Genomic DNA, 18,514 nt, shown 5'->3' on the forward strand with positions numbered 1-18,514 from the left:
AACTGTTTTAACTCTCTTCATTATTGTAATCTATCCAATGAAAATTTCCCAATCCATAAATGTCTTCCTTAGACAACTCCAAAATTTCATTTTCTCCATTTGCTGTTTCTAAAAACCAATTATAATTAAAATTATTAGCAATATAATCTCCATCTGTAACTAAAATATTTTCTATACTTATTGGGCAATACTTAATAAACTCTTTAAATTCCATTCCGTAATATATACAAAAATTCTCATTAGCATTTATGTAAAATACATCTCTTATTTGTCTCATTAAACTTTGACCTCCTCTTAAGTTATCATTTTATATTAATACCTAATTGGCTTAAAGCTTCAACTGCTTCTGAATATACTGTTGAAAAAGTTTTTACATAATTTCTACATAACATGCATTCATAAGGCTTATTATACATATCTAAATAAGATGGTGTTTCTTTAATATTTGCTATATATTTCATCTAATCACATTTTTATTTTCAATTATTTAAACATTTTTATAACTAAATTATACATTAAAAACAAAATTTTCTGCTACAATATAATATATTTAGAAAAAATTTATCCAAAAGAGGTGTTATCATATGAAAATTATTACACAAAAAGAATTGAAAAAAATAATTGATCATAGAAACAATTTTGAACCATTAGTACTAAGAGAGTCTAGTTTTAAGCATATGAATCTAACTGGTTGGAGTCTAAGTAATATAGATTTTACACTAAGCTCTTTTCAAAATGTTAAACTTGATAAAGTAAATTTTCAAGATAGTATTGTGGAAAATGTCCTATTCGATGGATGTACTATCCATGGTTCAAACTTTAAAAATGCAAATATGAATACGGCGTCTTTTAGATATTGTGATATGAGAGAGTGTAATATCGAAGGAGCTGATTTATATGGCGCAGTTTTAGAATATGCCAAACTGGACAGAATTCGCTCCGACGAAAATACAAAATGGTTTCGCCTTCGATGCCCAGAAGCTGGTGCATTTTTAGGATATAAGAAGTGCGTAAATGATTGCATGGTTCAGCTATTGATTCCTGAAGATGCCAAAAGATCCTCTTCAACTCTGCCATCTTGTAGATGTAGTAAAGCAAAAGTTCTTACAATCAAGAGTTTTGACTTTAAAGAAAACTTTGATGAAGCCTGGTCTTTGGTAGATGAGAACTTTATTTACAGAAAAGGTGAATGGGTGGAAGTAAAAAATTTCAATGAAGACCGTTGGATGGACTCCACTACAGGTATCCATTTTTGGATGTCAAGAGAAGAGGCACAAGCCTATTAAACAAAAATAAACTCACTATGTAAATTTATAATAAAAAAAGCTGTAGCTAGTTTGTTTTCACAAACCTGCCACAGCCCTATTTTTTTAGCAATTAACTAATTCCTTACACGAGAGAAGTTTGCCGAAATACTCTAATAAATCCTTACAAATTTTTAAAGTATTATCATTTACATCTAATCTTGGATTAAATTCAACAAAGTCCATTGACTTAACAATTCCTGTTCCCATAAGACGTTTTAAAATATATTTAGTATCTTCTACAGTATATCCTCCAGCAACTCTAGTTCCTGTACCTTCCACTATGAATTTATCCATAAAGTCTATATCTAGACTTATATGAAGACCATCAATATTTTGTTCTTTACATTTTTTTATTATATCATTAACTACATCTTCTAATCCTATTTTATCTATTACCTTTTTATCATAAAGATTTACTTTAGAATTATCTAATAAATCTTGTTCTCCCTTATCTATATCTCTTCCACCTATATGGAATACGTTTTCCTCTTCTATTTTAACACCATCATAATATAAATTAACTAATCTAGAATCTCCATGTCCACATAAACAAGCTAAAGGCATTCCGTGAAAATTCTTACTTGGTGATGTTGCTGATGTGTTAAAATCCCCGTGAGCATCAATCCATACAACTCCTAAATTTTTTGAGTGCTTGCTAGAACCTGTTATACTTCCAAGTCCTATTCCATGATCTCCACCTAATATTAATGTAAAATTACTGTTATCCATTGCTTCATCTACTGCTTTAGATAATTTTAAATTTAAATCATATATACTTTCAAAATATTTAATATCTTTTTCATTTTTAAACTTATCTAATTCCATCACTTCTTTTACATCAATATCTCCAAGATCTGCAACTTCTATTTTCCCGTTATCTTTTATTAAATCAATGACATTTGCATTTCTTAATTTTTCTGGTGAATGTTGTGTTCCATTATTGTCACATCCATAATAAGTTGGAACTCCTATTATACTTAATTTCATAATACCTCCCCCTATTGACACTCCTTGGTGTAAATCTAAATCTTTATTAAATTTAAACAACACACAACATATTAGTTGTTTATACATAATATTATATAATATAATCTGTGATATAGTTTATTTGTTTTATATAATATTAATTAAACTCTTACTTTTTTAATCCAAAATAACTAATATACCTAAAGAAATGTAACTATATCTGGTAACTACATTCATTTTATAAATTGATTAATATATTAAAAATCACAAAACAAACTAGACGTATAACAAAGCCTAATACTATTAGTTTATACTCTTTTTTGAAAAATGCTACTATAGAAGCTATTACACTAAAAATTCCCACCCCTTATAATAGTTTATAACATAAAAATAAGGTGGTTAAAATACCCACCTTATTTTTATCCTAGCTCTTATTCCACAGATTTAAGTGCATCAATCATATTTATATTTTTTAATTTTTTATGCATCATTAACATAACAAGTAAAGCAAAAATCATTGTAATCACTCCAGATATGATATAACTACTAATATCCACCGTTGGTATCATCATCATATTATCCATTTCTGCCGTACTTACTAAAAATACATATAATAGTTTACCTAAAACAGATCCTGCAAGTATACCAAGTACTGTTAGTATTATATTTTCTCTAAATATATACATATCAACTTCATTATCATAGAAACCTAACACTTTTATAGTAGATATTTCTCTAATACGCTCTGATACGTTTATATTGATTAAGTTGTATAATACAACAAAGGCTAAACTTCCTGAAGCAACTATTATTACTATCATAACTAACCCTAAGTCTGCTGATTCACTCATGCTTTTCATTTTAGATGCGAGAGTAACATTTGCAACTTTGCTATTGTCCATAAGTATTGATGATAATTTATTTTCATCATAGATTTTAGAATTAAATTTTAATAATTGTGCATTATATGACACGTCTTTTTTAAATATATTCTTATAATATGATGGTGATAAATAAATATAATGACCAGTGTAATTTTCTACTATATTATCTACTTTCATCTTGTGATCATTATTATTTGAATCTGTTAAGGTTATATAATCTCCCGTAGACACATTTAAAAGTTTGGCTAACTTTTCATTTATAATAGCACCATCATTACTAAGTTTATACTGAGTACCACTAGGTCTATCATTTAATAAGATAAAGTCATTTAATTTATCTGTGATTTGTGGGACATACATTATTGCACTTTGTTTGCTCATATTTTCTTTGCTAAAAGTAACTGATTCTTGATAAATATTTAAATCATCCTCATAATTATCTAGAGAACTTAAACATTTATCATATTCTTCATCTTCTTTCTTAGTACTGCTATCATCAAATACAACCATTGCATCATATTTTATTAGTTTACCAAATTGTAAATCTGATAAAGATGAATTTGATTTTTCAAGAGATATACCTGCTACAAGCATAGCCATACATCCTGATATTCCAAACACTGTCATAAACATTCTTCGTTTATATCTAAAAAGATTTCTAAAAGTTACTTTTTGATTAAAGTTAAGTCTCCTCCATATAGGCGTAATTCTCTCTAGTAATATTTTTTTACCTAGCTTCGGTGCTTTTACTCTCATTAAATTAGAAGGATTCTCTTTTAATTCTTCTTTTAAAACAATAAATGATGCTCCCACTGTGCAAAGTAGTGATGCTACTAAAGATTGAATTATATATGATGGATAGAAATTTATTATTACTTTAGGTAAAGTAAAGCTCGATGAATAAGCTATATTAACTATTAATGGTAATGCAATACTTCCTACTAATATACCAACTATAGCTCCTGCAATACTAGCAATTGAAGCGTAAACTATATATTTTCTAGCTATTTCTAAGTCTCTATAGCCTAGTGCTTTTAAAGTTCCTATTTCTATTCTGTTTTCTTCTACCATTCTTGTCATAGTAGTTAAGCATATTAGCGCTGCTACTAAGAAGAAAAATACAGGAAAGACTGATGCTATTTTGTCTAAACTATCAATTGAACCTTTGTATGTTGAGTAGCCTGGGTTGTCATTTCTATTAAAGCAATAATATTTACTATCATCAAGTTTATTTAATTTTTCTTTTTGACTGTCTATTTCTTTTCTAGCATCTACTAGTTTTCCTTTATTTTCTTCAATTTGTTTTTCTCCATCAAGAAGTTTTTTCTCAGAGTCAAGAATTTCTTTTTGTGCTTTGTTAAGTTTTTCTTGACCTTGCTTTTTACCTTCTTCAAATGAATTTTTACCCTTTGCTAACTCTTCTTTTCCTTTATCTAGTTTACTTTGAGCTTGATTTAGTAATGTCTTTCCTTCAGTAATTTCAGCTTTTTCTTTTTTGTATGATTTTACACCTGATTGATACTGAGTTATTCCACTAACTAAAGTTTCCAGCTTTGATTTATTTTCGCTTGCACTTTTACTTGCACTTTCTATACTCTGTGAAAGTCTAAGTGCTAAAGAAATATTTGATGAATCTTTTTCTAATGCATTTACTAAATCACTTAATTGGTTTAATCCTAAATTAGGATTTGATATAATCATTTTCCAATATTGAATTTTTCCGCTTGGAATTTCATTATTTTCATTTAAATTCTTTGTACTATCTTTTATATCTTTAGATAGTGCATCATATGTAGATATCAAAGTATTCAAACCTGATATTTGATTTTCATATTCTTTTGTATCTTTTGTAGGATCAATTCCTTGATTTAAGAATACTTGCTTTGACTCATCTAACTGAGTCTTACCACTTTCAAGTTGTTTTTGACCTTTGGCTAAAGTTTCTCTTTGCTTATCAAGTTCTCTTTGACCTTTTTTTAATTCAGATTCACTATCTTTTAATAATTTTTCCTTATCTTTTATTTCTTGTTGAAACTTTGCTAAAGCTTTCTCATATTCTACTTTACCATCTAAAAGTTGCATTTTACCATTGTCTATTTCTGTCTGAGCATCTTTAAGCTTATTTTCATTTTTTTCTATTTTTTTATATGCTTTATCAAATTCTTTTTGCGACTCTGATTTAACTTCTTCAATTCTTTCTATTGATCTATGTGAGTATAAATTTTCAAGATATTTATTGTTTTCTTCCATTCTATCTTTGTACTCATTCTCATAAGCTCCAAGATTTTCTGTATTTCTAAATCTTACGTAAATTTTACTGTAAACATCCATGGATATATCAGAACTATTTATAAGTGTAAAATAATCTATGCTTCCCTTTCCTACAGTAGTTGTTCCCCTAGACATATTATCTATGTACATGGGACTTTGAACAAATCCGACAATTTTAAAAGTTTTCTTTTTAAAATAACTTTCTGTATCTTTGTCTGATTTTATAACGTATTTATCACCTATTTTTAGATTTTTATCTATTTTCAATGCATTTATATCTATGGAAATTTCACCACTGTTTTGAGGAAGTCTTCCTTCTGTAACAACTGGTGTATTTATCTTATCAGCGCTACTTTCATCATACTCCATAAATTTAACTACATGATTTGTATTAGTTAAATTCACATCCACACTATGGCTTGCATAATAATCAAGAATTTTATCATTATTTTCTAGTAGTTTTAAATCATTTTTGTTAAGTCCAATAGTAGATATTATCTTGCTATCCATTAAATTTTGTTTTGCAAAATATTCATTAATGGATTCTTTTAAATCTGGCCCACAAGATTTTATTCCAGCATAAAAAGCAACACCTAAAAAAATTATTGCCATTATAGAAATGAATCTACCTTTTGAAGATAGTATTTCTCTTTTTATTGATTTTTTATATGCTCTATTTTTCATCTATCATCCTCTACCATTCAATAGATTCTACAGAAATAGGCTGCTCATTTATTTGTACATTTTGAACTTTTGCATCTTTAATATTTATAACTCTATTTGCAATTGGTGCAAGTGCTGCATTGTGAGTTATAACTATTACAGTTGTGCCCATTTCTTTGCATGTATCTTGTAAAGTTTTTAAAATTTGTTTACCTGTTTTATAATCAAGAGCTCCTGTTGGTTCATCACACAGAAGTAATTTTGGATTTTTTGCTATGGCTCTAGCTATAGACACCCTTTGCTGTTCTCCTCCTGATAATTGACTTGGGAAGTTATCTTTTCTATGACCAAGACCAACAATCTCTAAAGTTTTATCTACGTCTAAAGCATTTTTTGAAATTTGCGTTGCCAGCTCCACGTTTTCTCTGGCAGTTAAATTTTGCACTAAGTTATAAAACTGAAATACAAACCCCACATCATATCTTCTGTAATTTATTAGCTCTTTATTACTAAACTTAGAGATATCAACATTATCAATAATTATGTTTCCTTCATCACAAGTATCCATTCCTCCGAGAATATTCAGCACAGTTGTTTTTCCAGCACCACTTGGTCCTAAAATAATTACAAACTCCCCTTTTTCTATGGAAAAATTAATACCATTATTAGCAACAACCGTGTTTTCTCCAATTTTGTATCGCTTATACTCATCTATTATTTGTATATATGACATTTCTTCCCTCCATCATTTTGCTTTACCTGCTCACTGTTATTAAATAGACACTCTGTTTGGTTAATGCTATAATACATAAGTATAAATAATATACAAACTACTTACAATAATCACATGCTATCATATTGTTATTAAATAGACACTTAATCTTTTTCTGTTGATTTAATAACTTGTAACATAAAATTGTAATTATAAAAATTCGCTACCATTTTAAGTACCGTGTGGAGCAATGAAATTTCCGGTAGCAACCTCATTTAGAGAAAGGATTATGTATATGGCTGGTATTAAAGGAAATAGGAGAATTTTATATACTAAGAAAATAATTAAAGATAGTTTACTTGATTTACTTAAAAATAAAAAAATTCACCAAATTACAGTTACGGACATATGTAAAAATGCTAACATAAACAGAGGTACTTTTTACACTCATTATAAAGATGCTTATGATTTACTACAATCAACGGAAGATGAATTTTTTAATCAAATATTAGAATATATAGAAGAAACCCCACTAGAAGGTTATAAAGATGTTTTATTGCTTAATGCTCTTAAACTTATTGAAGAAAATAAAGAGTTGTGCAAAATATTATTTTGTCATCATATAGAAAATAATATTATGGATCGTATCTTTTTACTGGCAAGCAAAGCTGAAATTGACAAACTTATAAGCTCTTCAAAGGTTGACGGTGTATTTTTAGATTACTTTATAAAATATAACGTGGGAGGAGTTTTTTCCGTTGTTCAAACATGGCTGGAAAATGATTTAAATGAATCTCCAGAAGAAATAGTAACTATAATAAACAATATTGTTGCTTTTCATCCATAACATTGTAACTTAATTTATTTATAATAATTGGGTATATCATTTGATATACCCAATTATTATAAAGTTTATTATTTTGTTAGTTTGAACTTGTTGGTATAAATGATCCTACTCTTAAAGCAAACTCATTCATATTCATTGTTTGAAGGACAACTTGCCCTGGTCCTGTAAGCTTAGTTAAAAATAACCCTTCTCCACCAAAGAACACATTACCTAAGCCTTTAACCATTTCCACTTCATATTTAACAGTATCTTCAAATCCTACTAGATTTCCTGTATCTATTTTTACAACTTCTCCTGGAGCTAAATTCATTTCTATAGCATCACCGTCTATTTCTAAAAAAGCAGTTCCTCTACCTCTTAGCTCTTGTAATATAAATCCTTCACCACCGAAGAATCCTGTTCCCATCTTTTTATTAAAAATAGTTTTTAGTTCTACTGAAGACTCAGCAGCAAGAAAAGCTCCTTTTTGTATAGTAAAGCGACCTTCACTTACATTTATAGGTATTATACTTCCTGGCACAGTTGAGGCAAAAGCTATTTTAGCATCTTGCATTGCAGTGTAAGTTGCCATAAACATAGATTCTCCGGCAAACATTCTTCCTATACCTTTTAGTAATCCACCTCTTGTATTTGTATCCATTTTTATTCCTTCAGTTTGATAAAACATACCTCCACTTTGTGTAAACATAGATTCACCACTTGATAAACTTACTTCCACACTCGGTACTACTTTTCCTACTATCTCATAGTTCATTAAATTTCCCCCTAACTTTCATTTATCTTTATTTGTAATTTACTTACTAAATCCTATACATCGCATCCTATGATTTAGGAGATTTTTTAAGATAATAAGGTATCATTATAATACTTCCAATTAAGCAATCAAAAGTATCCATCATAGTATCTACTAACCCTCCTGCTTGACAGTTCATTCCTAAAAACTTATCTATAGAAAATTCTATAAGTTCCCAAAGGCTAGCACCACCCATACTAAACATAAACATAAATATAACAAAGAATATTTTTCTCTTAGTACTATTTATTTCTATATTACCAAAATAGTTAAATAACACATACGCAACACTACAAGAAATAATCCCTGACCACATATGCAAAAAGTCGTCATAATTTTTTATAGAAGCATATAATCCAAAGGAAGAACCCAAAAGACCTGCAAATAAAATAAATATGACTAAAGTTATTATTAATGTAGTATCAAAGAGCTTATCAAACTTCTTGTTTAAGTAAACTAATATAATTGTTCCTGCTAAACTAGCTAAAGCAAATAATATATTTTGTAACTTATTTTCAATAACAAAATATATTATGGAACCTAAATAAATAATATATATAAACATAGACATCCAGTTTAAGACTTTTTTATTATTCATAATTATGCCCCCTAAAATTCTATTAGATAGATAATCTATTTGTTATATTTATAACTATAACACAAAATTTTTTTTCATTCACCTCTATATTATATGGAAATTTGTTAAATATATAAAAATATAACTGAAACTCTACGAAGAGTTGATTGAAAATATAAGACTTACAGTTTATTCTTATATATGTGGAGGTAGTAAATATGAACTGTGAAAAAGTAGGAAGTCTAATATTAAAACTTAGAAAAGAAAAAAATATGACTCAAAAACAAGTGGCTGACTTATTAAACATCAGTGACAAAACTGTTTCAAAATGGGAACGAGGTCTAGGCTGCCCTGATGTGTCAATACTTACAGAGTTATCAAAAATATTTGATATTAATATAGAAAAAATATTATTAGGAGATTTAAATCCTAATGATGTAGATGGAGGAAATATGAAAAGGATCAAATTTTACGTTTGCCATAGCTGCGGCAATATAATAAGTACAACTGGTGAAAGTGAAATCTCTTGTTGTGGAAGAAAACTAAAAGCAGCTATTCCAAGTATAATAGATGATAATCATAAAATAAATATAGAAGAATTGGAAAATGATTATTACGTTACCATTGATCATAAAATGTCTAAAGAACATTATATATCATTCGCTGCCTATGTAACTTATGATAGAGTGCTTTTAATAAAACTATATCCAGAGCAAAGCCCAACGGTAAGGTTCCCAAAACTTAGTGGAAAATTTGAAAGAGGCAAATTTTATATATATTGCAATCAACATGGATTGTTGATGAATGGAAAATAATTTTATAACGTTAAAAAGACCATCAATTTAGATGGTCTTTTTAATGTTTAATGTTTAATTTTTACTTAGCTTACCATTATAAGAAGATACTCCTCCACTTAAGTTGTAAACTTTATTAAATCTATTTTTAGATAAAATATCACAAGCTCTTGCACTTCTTTCTCCAGAAGCACAATACACAACTATTTCACTATCTGTATATGAATTTAAAGTTGATAATTTTGATGAAAGTGTATCAACAGGTATATTTCTAGCATTTGGAATGTGCCCACCTTTGTACTCCCCTAAACTTCTCACATCTAAAATTAGTATATTGTTGTTACTCATCATCTTTTGTAGTTGGGATCCAGTTATAGTAGTATAACCTCTTTTTCTAAATAGTCCTGAAAATAATCCCATAACATCTCATCCTCCATATTTTATGCATCTTTTAAAACTTCTTTTAATGCATTATATGAAAAATCTATGATTTCGCTACAACTTACCTTATTTTTCTTCAAATTAGCACAAATTTCTGTATTATATTCTTCTCTTACTTTTTTCATTATTTCTTTTGAGTATTTTCTAGCTTCATTTGGAGTAGAACTATCTTCTCTACCTTTTATATAACCTGCTACTAAGACAGCCGCATTGACTGCTCCACATAGACTACCCACTGTTATACCAGTTCCCATTCCACTTCCTAAAGCAACAGGTATGTCTGTTTTAAATTCTTCATTATATGATTTTATTAGTGCTTCTGCACAAGTATACCCTTGACTATGATATATTGATGGTTTTGTCATTTTAATGTCTCCTTCTCAGTTCATTTTAATTATACATATATTGTATCACTATTTTAGTTTTTTTCTGTGACTTTGTCACAAACAATATATTATTCCATATAATTATAGCCTAATCTGAAAAACATAATTTTATCGTCATACATCCAAAACTCCAAAGAAGTATTATTTTTTCTATCTACATAACCTAAAATATTAGTTCCCTGCTCTACTCTTTTATAATAATTTCTTCCATAGCATTTTATTATTTTAACTTTATCATCACCAATTTTTATATCTTTATCACTGGATATATTCTTATCATTTACAACAAATCTTATAATTTTATCATCATATTTTTCTGTTGCTACTTCCATTTTTTCATTTAAATAATAATAGTTATATTTAACATTATCTTGGCTAAGTTTATTTATATACCCATACTTGGACTTTACATTGTCATTATTAATACTTTCACCTAAATATATACCACTTACATTTTCTTTTGATAAGTCTGTAGACTCACTAAAAAAATGATGATAGGTTCTTGAAAAACTTAAGTGAAAAAAAGACATAAACATAAACAATAAACCTAATACCACTAATAATTTTTTCTTCATTTTTATTTACTTAATTTATTTTTTAATTTTATGTATCTAATTCACAAATATAAAGTTTATTTTTATCTAAATCAAATATGGCAACCGTAAAATTGTAAGACCATCTTTCATTTATATCAATGTCTGCTTCTTCTGGATAATTTTCAGCATATCTATCTCTAAAATAATAAATGCCATTCTTTATATCCCTAGGTATATGTCCGCCATCTTCGAAATAACCATCACCATGAAATCCACCATGACTATTTTTAAATTCCAATACAGAGGAATCTTCAGGTATTGATATTCCTATCTTATCATTGTAAGTAGATGGTGTGTTCATATATATTTCATAATCTTTTTCCTATCAATAAGTTTAAATCCAACAATATGAATAAAATTATATAAAATTTTCTTTTTTTTATTAGAATCATCCCCCTGATTCCTAATAATTTTTATGCTTTATTTTCTATTCATGTATCTCCTCATCATCTTCCACATATTCCAAAATATCCCCAGGCTGACAATCAAGTGCCTTACATATTTCATTTAATGTGGAAAATCTCACAGCTCTTGCCTTATTATTTTTCAATATTGATAAGTTGGCCATGGTGATTCCTAGTTTTTTAGAAAGTTCTGTGGCACTCATTTTTCTCTTTGCCATCATCACATCTAAATTTACAATTATAGCCATTTGCTTTCCTCCTTAAATAGTTCTATCATTCTCATCTTTAATATCTATTATCATTTCAAATAATTTAGATGAAATAAGAGCAAATACCCCTATGGCAATTGATAAAAATGAAACTATTACACAAGGTAAAATAGCAAACGCATAAAGATATATATTAAATATAAAGTAAAAAATTATATTCATTAAGTTAAAAAGAATCACCTCACTAAATGAACAATAAGCAATATTATTTATCAACTTTGGTATACTCTCAGAAAAAGGATTTTTACTTGTTATATGAGAGCATAACTTTTTCAAATTAAATAAAGCGATTACATAAGGCGTTGCACAGATGTAGATAATCGCAGTCATAACCGTTATATATTTTGATTCAATATTTATGGATGTACTTTTACTTAGTGCACCCAAAATAAAAGGTAAACCTGCCAGCATAATTAATGTTAAGATTATTCCCACCGAAACTATAATATTTAAAATCTTAGAATAATTATTTTTCATTCTATATTGTCTCCTTTTAGTTATGTTTTTTTAATTTATACACACCTTTAGTCTTAATAACTACTGCACTTATTATTGAAGTAAATAAGAATAAATATGCTATTGGAATTAAAAAGAATGGTTCCTGTAAAGTTCCATCTTCTAAAACTTTGCTTCCTATTAATTCAAAAGATACTACACATAACATAGTCATTAATAAACATAATAATGTAATTTTGTATTTTTTCATTTTCTTATCTCCTTTTAGTTATGTTTTTTTAATTTATACACATCTTTAATCTTAATAATTACTGCACTTATTATTGAAGCAAATAAAAATAAATATGCTATTGGAATTAAAAAGAATGGTTCCTGTAAAGTTCCATCTTCTAAAACTTTGCTTCCTATTAATTCAAAAGATACTACACATAACGCAGTCATTAATAAACATAATAATGTGATTCTGTATTTTTTCATTTTCTTATCTCCTTTTTTATTTTCTATAATTATATTAATACATTATTTATAAAAATACAATAAAAATTTATTGTTTTTCAATAATTTTTTATTGATAAATTATTATTCCATCATTATCTTAATTCTATAATATTTTAAATTTAGATAAATAAAGCATTTGGAAGGTTGCTATAATATAAGTTTTTAATTACAATTTATGTAATTAACTTTCTGCAATCATACTTAATTATTAATGGGAGGTACTATGAAGAAAATACTATTTGTAACTGACTTATATTACAATGCTAAAGGTAGAAATTACTATGAAGAAGATCTTTTTCTTACTTCTGTACTTAGAGAGGATTTCAAATTACTTATTTGTAATCCAAAGGATATAAATAATTTTAGCGAAGACTTTGATTTAATCTTGTTAAGAAATACAGGTCCTGCTGCTAATTTTGAAGAAGAGTACAAATTATTTAGAAATAAAATAAAAACTCATAATTTGCTTACTTATAATTCTTTTGATGGCCATGGTGATATGAATGGGAAAAATTATTTGATGGAACTTACAAATAAAAATATGCCAGTTATTAAGACTATCAATAATATTAATGACTTTCATAAGCTACCATATGCTGAGAATTACATAATAAAACCCATAGATGGTGCCGATTCCATAGGTTTAGAATTCTTAAGCAAGAAAGAAATATATAAAAGAACTAATCCAAATAATTACAACATCTTAATTCAACCATTCATAGATTTTGAGTATGAAGTATCTTTTTATTATATAGATAGAAAATTCCAGTATGCTCTTTATGCTCCAAATAAAGAAAAAAGATGGCAAATGGAAGAATATACACCTACAAATGAAGATTTTCATTTTTGTAATATTTTATTAAATTGGAATAGTTTAAGTCATGGAATTCAAAGAATTGATGCTTGTAGAGATGAAAATGGTCATTTACTTCTTGTAGAAATGGAAGATTTAAATCCTTATTTATCTTTATTAGATATTTCTCCAACTTTAAGAGATAAGTTTGTTTCTTCATTAAAGGAATCTTTAAATAATCTTTTATAATAAAATAGCAACTATTTTACATTCTCTAAAATAGTTGCTATTTTATTCTTCATTTAATTAAACTACTTTTGTATCTTTTTTTTCATTCGATTTTAATGACTTGTCCACAGCAACAGCTGTTGTCATTGCTCCATTAACATTTAACATTGTTCTTCCCATATCAAGAATTGGATCTATAGCTATTATTGCTCCAGCCAGTGGGAAATAGGCTCCCATTCCCATTCCTGAAATTACCACAGATACAGACATAGTTGCAGTTCCTGGTATTCCTGCAATACCTAATGAACTTATTGTTATAACTATTATTAACATTACATAGAAAGTAAAATTCATATCTATCCCGGCCATATTAGCAATCAATACAGTAACTAATGCTGGATATACTCCTGCACATCCATTCATACCCATATTTGAACCTAAGCTGGTTACAAAACTGGCAGTTCCTGAGTCTACTTTCATATTTTCAGTTAAAGCTTCTATAGTAACAGGTAGCGTTCCCAAACTTGAACGAGATGTGAAAGCTAGAATTAATGCTTTTGATGCGTTTTTAATATAAGTTATTGGATTCATTCCACTTAAAGTAATTATCACCAAATGAACAACAAACATAATTGCCACACTTATATATAATGCTAAGATGAAATCTACAACATTCAAAAGTGAATTAACTCCTCCACTTACTATAGTACTAGCCATAAGTGGTACAACTGCATATGGCATAAGTTTTATCACTGTAATAGCAACTGAAACTATAATTTTATAAAAAGCTTCTACAATATCTATAAAAGGCTTTATTATTTCTAAGTATTTTTTTCTAAGTCTTCTTATTGCAAGACCTATAAAAGCTGCGAAAATTACTACTGCCACTGTATTTCCATCAGCCATAGCCTTAATTGGATTTGATGGAAGTAAATTTCTTATTGTATCTGGCAATGATGTTATCTCTCTAAGTTCTTCACTAGTTTTAACTACTTGTACAGAAGAGCCTAAATCAAATATATTTGCCACTATCACAGCAATAATAGCTGCTATTGCTGTTGTTGCAAAAAACATTGCCATAGATCTAAATGTTAGTTTCCCTAAGTTGTCTTCTTTCATATTCATTATAACTCTAATTATTGAAACTAAGACTAAAGGCATTACTATCATTTTTAATAGATCCATAAATCCGTTACCAAATAATCCATACCATGTACTTACTTCATTTATCCATGTAATTGATGTAGGATCTTTCGGAAACTGAGCCAATGCTTGAATTAAAATCCCAAGACCTAGACCCATAAAAATTGAAATTACCATTAAGTTTGTAAATTTAAATTTCTTGCTTATTCTATTTATTATAAAAAATAAGCCTACTAGTACAACAACCATTAATACGCTGTATATATTAGTTATCATTAAAAATTGCGATAAAAATGTATTACTCATATTATCCTCCCAAATATTTATTATCAAAATGATAATTTAAATTATATCATTATCATTTTGATAATACAACACTTTTTTATAAAAAAAGAAGTATCTCTTAAAAAACTTTGAGATACTTCTTTTAAAGTTAACTTCTTTTTATAAAATCTACATTGCACTTTGGGCAGTGAATAGAAATCTTACCTTTCCCCTTAGGTACTCTCACCTTTTGTTTACAAGAAGGACATTTAAAAAATGCATATGATTTCTTTTGCTCCTTGATCTTATTTTGTTTATCTAATGATAACTTCACTTTATTATGAAAATTTAAATATAGTGTTCTTTCTGAATATCTTTTATTAAAGTTCTTAGAAAACATTCTAAAGTATATAAATACCACCATAATTAAAGCGAGAATGTAAAAAATTTCACCAAAGAAACTTGCTCTACCACTTAATAAAGATATTATTAAACTTACAAATACTAACTTAAACAGAAATTGATTCAATTCATCATTTCCATATCTTCCATACATAAATTTCATTAATTTCTCTTTCATTATTAATCTCCCTTGAAATTTTAATCTTTCGTGTAAAGAATTTTAACATATATAATGATTTTTAACAACTCATTTCCATATTAACAAAAAACCTTATTATAAAAATCATATTTGGGGTATCTATTAATTATATTTATCTTGTTAAAACAAATGTCATTTTCAATTGAGAATTCAGACCAACTTTTTTTCTTGACATAATCACATTTTAACAGTAATATAATATTATTAATTGAGAACGAAAATTTAAGTGAGAGGGATTAATATGAGCAATAGTAGATATGAAGAAGCAACAAAAGTCACATTAATATCCATTGTATGGAATGTGATTTTAACATTTATAAAAATTTTAGGAGGTATATTAGGAAAATCAAATGCCATGATTGCAGATGGTCTTCACTCTGCATCAGATATAATTAGTTCAATAGGAGTTTTAATAGGTAATAAAATTGCAAAAACACCAAATGATAAAGAACACAATTATGGACATGAAAAAGCAGAAACTTTAGTGTCTTTTTTATTGTCTATGTTACTTATAGGTGTTGCACTAAAAATAAGTTTAAATGGATTAAATTCACTACTTCATTTGGAAGATGTGCAAGTCCCTACGTTTTTACCTCTAATTATTTCTGTAATTTCCATAGTAATAAAAGAATATCAATACAGAATTACTATAAAAGTTGCTAAGAAAATAAATTCGCCATCGCTAAAGGCAGATGCATGGCATCATAGATCTGATGCTTTATCTTCTGTGGCTGCATTTATCGGTATAGGTGGTTCTTTACTTGGATTCAAAGCCCTAGATCCTATTGCTACAGTAATTGTTGGTTTATTTGTTGCAAAAGTTGGGTTAGATATTTTTAAGGATGCAATTAATGAATTAATGGATTATTCCATAGATGAAAAAGATGAATCACAAATCATTACAATCGCAAATTACACAGACGGTGTTTTAAATATTGGCGAACTTAGAACAAGAAAACACGGTTCAGTGGCTTATGTGGACTTAACTATTTGTGTAAATAAAGACTTAACAGTTTTACAGGGACATGAAATTGCAAATAAACTTGAAATTTCTATTCTAGAAGAATTACAAATTGTAAAAGGTATAACTGTTCACGTTGAACCTTGTATAAATCATTATAATTGTTGCAGTAATATATTTTCACAAAAATAGCATTGTAAATTGTCATTTGACCAAATTGCCCACAGACTTTTATCAGCTATGCACATTTATAAAAAGGCTAAGGCGTTATAAAAGGCTGGTAAGGATTTATTCCCTACCAGCCTTTAAAAAAATTTATATTAAATAATAAAGCACAGATATTAAAATTATGGGCATACTTAAAAAGTCCTATACATATTATAGTAATACCTATAATTAATGATTATTTTTATTATTTCAAAAGGTGGCTAACGGAAGGCCACCTTATTTTTTATTTAATCATTAAAGCTAATATTATAACTGATAGTATCTAGATTATCATTGATGTAATGTAATTTAACAATATCCAATGCTTGATTAAAATTGAGTTTGTATTTCTTTTGAACGTAATTAATATCTTCTATAATTTTTTTTACTCCCTCTATAAACTCTGGATTTTCTCTACAAGACTCACATCTCATATGCAGTCCTTCTCCGGACTCATAAAAGCTTGAGCCACATATATTACATATAGACATAAACATTCCTCCAATATAATATTTTATTAGATTATATGCTTAGTCACTTAGATTATACTTCTATTATTTTAACGTACTTATTACTAGCAGTAACGTATGTATCAAGAATAGTCTTATACATCTTAGTAGAACCGTTTTTAGCCGTCAAAGGACCTTCTTTTATATTGGCATTTGTCTAGCAAAAAAATCTATCATTTCCTCATTAGTATCCCGTTCACAACAATGAGATAGTCCACTTTCATCACAATATTCATCACTTTCTTCTGATGATCAAACTGCGTTTGTGCATATAGTATTATATCTTCTTTAAAATATCTTCATATAATGTTTCAGCCTCATCCATTGCAATTACCAACGTACATGTATAATTACTGTAACTATCTAAATAAGCTCTCACTCCACCAGATATTTTTATATCCCTTAAATCTTTGTTAGTTATACAAATTATAGCGTTAACGTATCTCTTATATATCAATTCTAATAAACCACTGGTCAATTGACTAGCATACTCTTTTTCTAATATATATATTACCTTTTTAATACTATTTGCTAGGTCTTTTATATTCATCCTTATCACTCCTATTTAGGTGGCACTAATCTAATTTTTGTAATCCACCTTGAATCCCAATTCAACGGTAATACTACTTGGTCACCACCACCAGCTAATTTACTACCACTTTCTGTTATTTGTTCTGCAACTTTTCCTATGTTTAAAATTTCACCTTTAGGAACTTCTATAACTGCTTCATACATTCTACTATTTCCCCAACTTGGTAACAAAGTACTATCTATTTTAGCCTGTATTCTGCTCTCTGCTGGAGTAATTGTTAAAAATGAATCTCCAGCATCTGCTCTACCTCCAAAAGTTCTATAAACTATTATTTTATCTTCAGTTATTACAGTTCTATAATTGACATCAGTAAACGTCTTGCTCAACGTGTCAGGTAGATATGCCTTTTCAA

At 27.8% G+C, this 18,514-nt stretch carries 25 protein-coding genes; 5 read left to right on the forward strand and 20 right to left on the reverse strand.

All coding sequences use genetic code 11. From position 1 onward, the window contains the following. Positions 1 to 7 precede the first annotated feature (7 nt). Both K0039_RS01545 and K0039_RS01550 read right to left on the reverse strand, forming a co-directional pair. On the reverse strand, positions 8 to 277 hold the full coding sequence (locus K0039_RS01545; RefSeq protein ID WP_228103305.1) for a hypothetical protein: 270 nt from the start codon (positions 275 to 277) through the stop codon (positions 8 to 10). Between the two features lie 25 nt (positions 278 to 302). Then, positions 303 to 461: a hypothetical protein gene (locus tag K0039_RS01550; RefSeq protein ID WP_228103306.1), complete on the reverse strand. Its 159-nt coding sequence runs from the start codon at positions 459 to 461 to the stop codon at positions 303 to 305. A gap of 123 nt (positions 462 to 584) precedes the next feature. Here K0039_RS01550 and K0039_RS01555 point away from each other — a divergent pair, with 123 nt between their 5' ends. Next, positions 585 to 1,286, forward strand: a complete 702-nt coding sequence (locus K0039_RS01555) for a pentapeptide repeat-containing protein (RefSeq protein ID WP_228103307.1) — start codon at positions 585 to 587, stop codon at positions 1,284 to 1,286. 84 nt (positions 1,287 to 1,370) lie between these two features. On the opposite strand, the gene rocF is transcribed toward K0039_RS01555, so the two are convergent. The 3 genes from rocF to K0039_RS01570 form a co-directional block, all read right to left on the reverse strand. Next, positions 1,371 to 2,294 (reverse strand): arginase, encoded by a 924-nt coding sequence (gene rocF, locus K0039_RS01560; protein ID WP_228103308.1) that lies wholly within the window; start codon positions 2,292 to 2,294, stop codon positions 1,371 to 1,373. Positions 2,295 to 2,704: 410 nt separating this feature from the next. Next, the gene (locus tag K0039_RS01565) at positions 2,705 to 6,112 is read right to left on the reverse strand and encodes an ABC transporter permease (protein ID WP_228103309.1); all 3,408 of its coding nucleotides are present in this window, start codon (positions 6,110 to 6,112) and stop codon (positions 2,705 to 2,707) included. 10 nt (positions 6,113 to 6,122) lie between these two features. Beyond that, positions 6,123 to 6,824 (reverse strand): ABC transporter ATP-binding protein, encoded by a 702-nt coding sequence (locus tag K0039_RS01570; protein ID WP_228103310.1) that lies wholly within the window; start codon positions 6,822 to 6,824, stop codon positions 6,123 to 6,125. A gap of 274 nt (positions 6,825 to 7,098) precedes the next feature. On the opposite strand from K0039_RS01570, the gene K0039_RS01575 reads away from it, so the two are divergent. Continuing rightward, on the forward strand, positions 7,099 to 7,650 hold the full coding sequence (locus K0039_RS01575; protein WP_228103311.1) for a TetR/AcrR family transcriptional regulator: 552 nt from the start codon (positions 7,099 to 7,101) through the stop codon (positions 7,648 to 7,650). A gap of 76 nt (positions 7,651 to 7,726) precedes the next feature. On the opposite strand, the gene K0039_RS01580 is transcribed toward K0039_RS01575, so the two are convergent. Next, positions 7,727 to 8,404 carry a TIGR00266 family protein gene (locus K0039_RS01580; RefSeq protein WP_228103312.1) on the reverse strand — a complete coding sequence of 226 codons (678 nt, stop codon included), beginning with the start codon at positions 8,402 to 8,404 and terminating at the stop codon, positions 7,727 to 7,729. Positions 8,405 to 8,471: 67 nt separating this feature from the next. Continuing rightward, positions 8,472 to 9,041: a DUF2238 domain-containing protein gene (locus K0039_RS01585; RefSeq protein WP_228103313.1), complete on the reverse strand. Its 570-nt coding sequence runs from the start codon at positions 9,039 to 9,041 to the stop codon at positions 8,472 to 8,474. 197 nt (positions 9,042 to 9,238) lie between these two features. On the opposite strand from K0039_RS01585, the gene K0039_RS01590 reads away from it, so the two are divergent. Next, positions 9,239 to 9,835, forward strand: coding sequence for a helix-turn-helix domain-containing protein (locus tag K0039_RS01590; RefSeq protein ID WP_228103314.1), 597 nt, complete (start codon positions 9,239 to 9,241; stop codon positions 9,833 to 9,835). 54 nt (positions 9,836 to 9,889) lie between these two features. Here K0039_RS01590 and K0039_RS01595 read toward each other — a convergent pair whose 3' ends face one another. The 8 genes from K0039_RS01595 to K0039_RS01630 all read right to left on the reverse strand — a co-directional run bounded on the left by K0039_RS01595 (position 9,890) and on the right by K0039_RS01630 (position 12,843). Then, entirely contained in the window at positions 9,890 to 10,234 is a 345-nt protein-coding gene (locus K0039_RS01595) for a rhodanese-like domain-containing protein (RefSeq protein ID WP_228103315.1), read from the reverse strand. Positions 10,235 to 10,254: 20 nt separating this feature from the next. Then, entirely contained in the window at positions 10,255 to 10,620 is a 366-nt protein-coding gene (locus K0039_RS01600; protein ID WP_228103316.1) for a C-GCAxxG-C-C family (seleno)protein, read from the reverse strand. A gap of 89 nt (positions 10,621 to 10,709) precedes the next feature. Beyond that, positions 10,710 to 11,216, reverse strand: coding sequence for a hypothetical protein (locus tag K0039_RS01605; RefSeq protein WP_228103317.1), 507 nt, complete (start codon positions 11,214 to 11,216; stop codon positions 10,710 to 10,712). 28 nt (positions 11,217 to 11,244) lie between these two features. Further along, the gene (locus K0039_RS01610; RefSeq protein ID WP_228103318.1) at positions 11,245 to 11,538 is read right to left on the reverse strand and encodes a hypothetical protein; all 294 of its coding nucleotides are present in this window, start codon (positions 11,536 to 11,538) and stop codon (positions 11,245 to 11,247) included. A 126-nt stretch (positions 11,539 to 11,664) separates the two neighbouring features. Next, the gene (locus K0039_RS01615) at positions 11,665 to 11,889 is read right to left on the reverse strand and encodes a helix-turn-helix domain-containing protein (protein ID WP_228103319.1); all 225 of its coding nucleotides are present in this window, start codon (positions 11,887 to 11,889) and stop codon (positions 11,665 to 11,667) included. Positions 11,890 to 11,901: 12 nt separating this feature from the next. Continuing rightward, complete coding sequence (locus K0039_RS01620) at positions 11,902 to 12,387, reverse strand: DUF2975 domain-containing protein (protein WP_228103320.1); 486 nt, start codon at positions 12,385 to 12,387, stop codon at positions 11,902 to 11,904. Positions 12,388 to 12,403: 16 nt separating this feature from the next. Continuing rightward, on the reverse strand, positions 12,404 to 12,616 hold the full coding sequence (locus K0039_RS01625; RefSeq protein WP_228103321.1) for a DUF3955 domain-containing protein: 213 nt from the start codon (positions 12,614 to 12,616) through the stop codon (positions 12,404 to 12,406). 14 nt (positions 12,617 to 12,630) lie between these two features. Then, positions 12,631 to 12,843, reverse strand: a complete 213-nt coding sequence (locus K0039_RS01630; protein ID WP_228103322.1) for a DUF3955 domain-containing protein — start codon at positions 12,841 to 12,843, stop codon at positions 12,631 to 12,633. 244 nt (positions 12,844 to 13,087) lie between these two features. Between K0039_RS01630 and K0039_RS01635 the strand changes: the two genes are divergently transcribed. Continuing rightward, complete coding sequence (locus tag K0039_RS01635; RefSeq protein ID WP_228103323.1) at positions 13,088 to 13,906, forward strand: ATP-grasp domain-containing protein; 819 nt, start codon at positions 13,088 to 13,090, stop codon at positions 13,904 to 13,906. Between the two features lie 57 nt (positions 13,907 to 13,963). On the opposite strand, the gene K0039_RS01640 is transcribed toward K0039_RS01635, so the two are convergent. Continuing rightward, entirely contained in the window at positions 13,964 to 15,334 is a 1,371-nt protein-coding gene (locus K0039_RS01640) for a cation:dicarboxylate symporter family transporter (RefSeq protein WP_228103324.1), read from the reverse strand. A 127-nt stretch (positions 15,335 to 15,461) separates the two neighbouring features. Further along, complete coding sequence (locus K0039_RS01645) at positions 15,462 to 15,872, reverse strand: hypothetical protein (RefSeq protein ID WP_228103325.1); 411 nt, start codon at positions 15,870 to 15,872, stop codon at positions 15,462 to 15,464. 262 nt (positions 15,873 to 16,134) lie between these two features. Between K0039_RS01645 and K0039_RS01650 the strand changes: the two genes are divergently transcribed. Next, the gene (locus K0039_RS01650; protein WP_228103326.1) at positions 16,135 to 17,046 is read left to right on the forward strand and encodes a cation diffusion facilitator family transporter; all 912 of its coding nucleotides are present in this window, start codon (positions 16,135 to 16,137) and stop codon (positions 17,044 to 17,046) included. A gap of 263 nt (positions 17,047 to 17,309) precedes the next feature. On the opposite strand, the gene K0039_RS01655 is transcribed toward K0039_RS01650, so the two are convergent. The 3 genes from K0039_RS01655 to K0039_RS01665 all read right to left on the reverse strand — a co-directional run bounded on the left by K0039_RS01655 (position 17,310) and on the right by K0039_RS01665 (position 18,488). Continuing rightward, positions 17,310 to 17,495, reverse strand: coding sequence for a hypothetical protein (locus tag K0039_RS01655; RefSeq protein ID WP_228103327.1), 186 nt, complete (start codon positions 17,493 to 17,495; stop codon positions 17,310 to 17,312). Positions 17,496 to 17,847: 352 nt separating this feature from the next. Further along, positions 17,848 to 18,120 carry a hypothetical protein gene (locus K0039_RS01660; protein WP_228103328.1) on the reverse strand — a complete coding sequence of 91 codons (273 nt, stop codon included), beginning with the start codon at positions 18,118 to 18,120 and terminating at the stop codon, positions 17,848 to 17,850. Between the two features lie 11 nt (positions 18,121 to 18,131). After that, positions 18,132 to 18,488: a hypothetical protein gene (locus K0039_RS01665; RefSeq protein ID WP_228103329.1), complete on the reverse strand. Its 357-nt coding sequence runs from the start codon at positions 18,486 to 18,488 to the stop codon at positions 18,132 to 18,134. Between the last annotated feature and the right edge of the window lie 26 nt (positions 18,489 to 18,514).

It is taken from the genome of Terrisporobacter mayombei (assembly GCF_020748465.1).
Lineage (GTDB): Bacteria > Bacillota > Clostridia > Peptostreptococcales > Peptostreptococcaceae > Terrisporobacter > Terrisporobacter mayombei.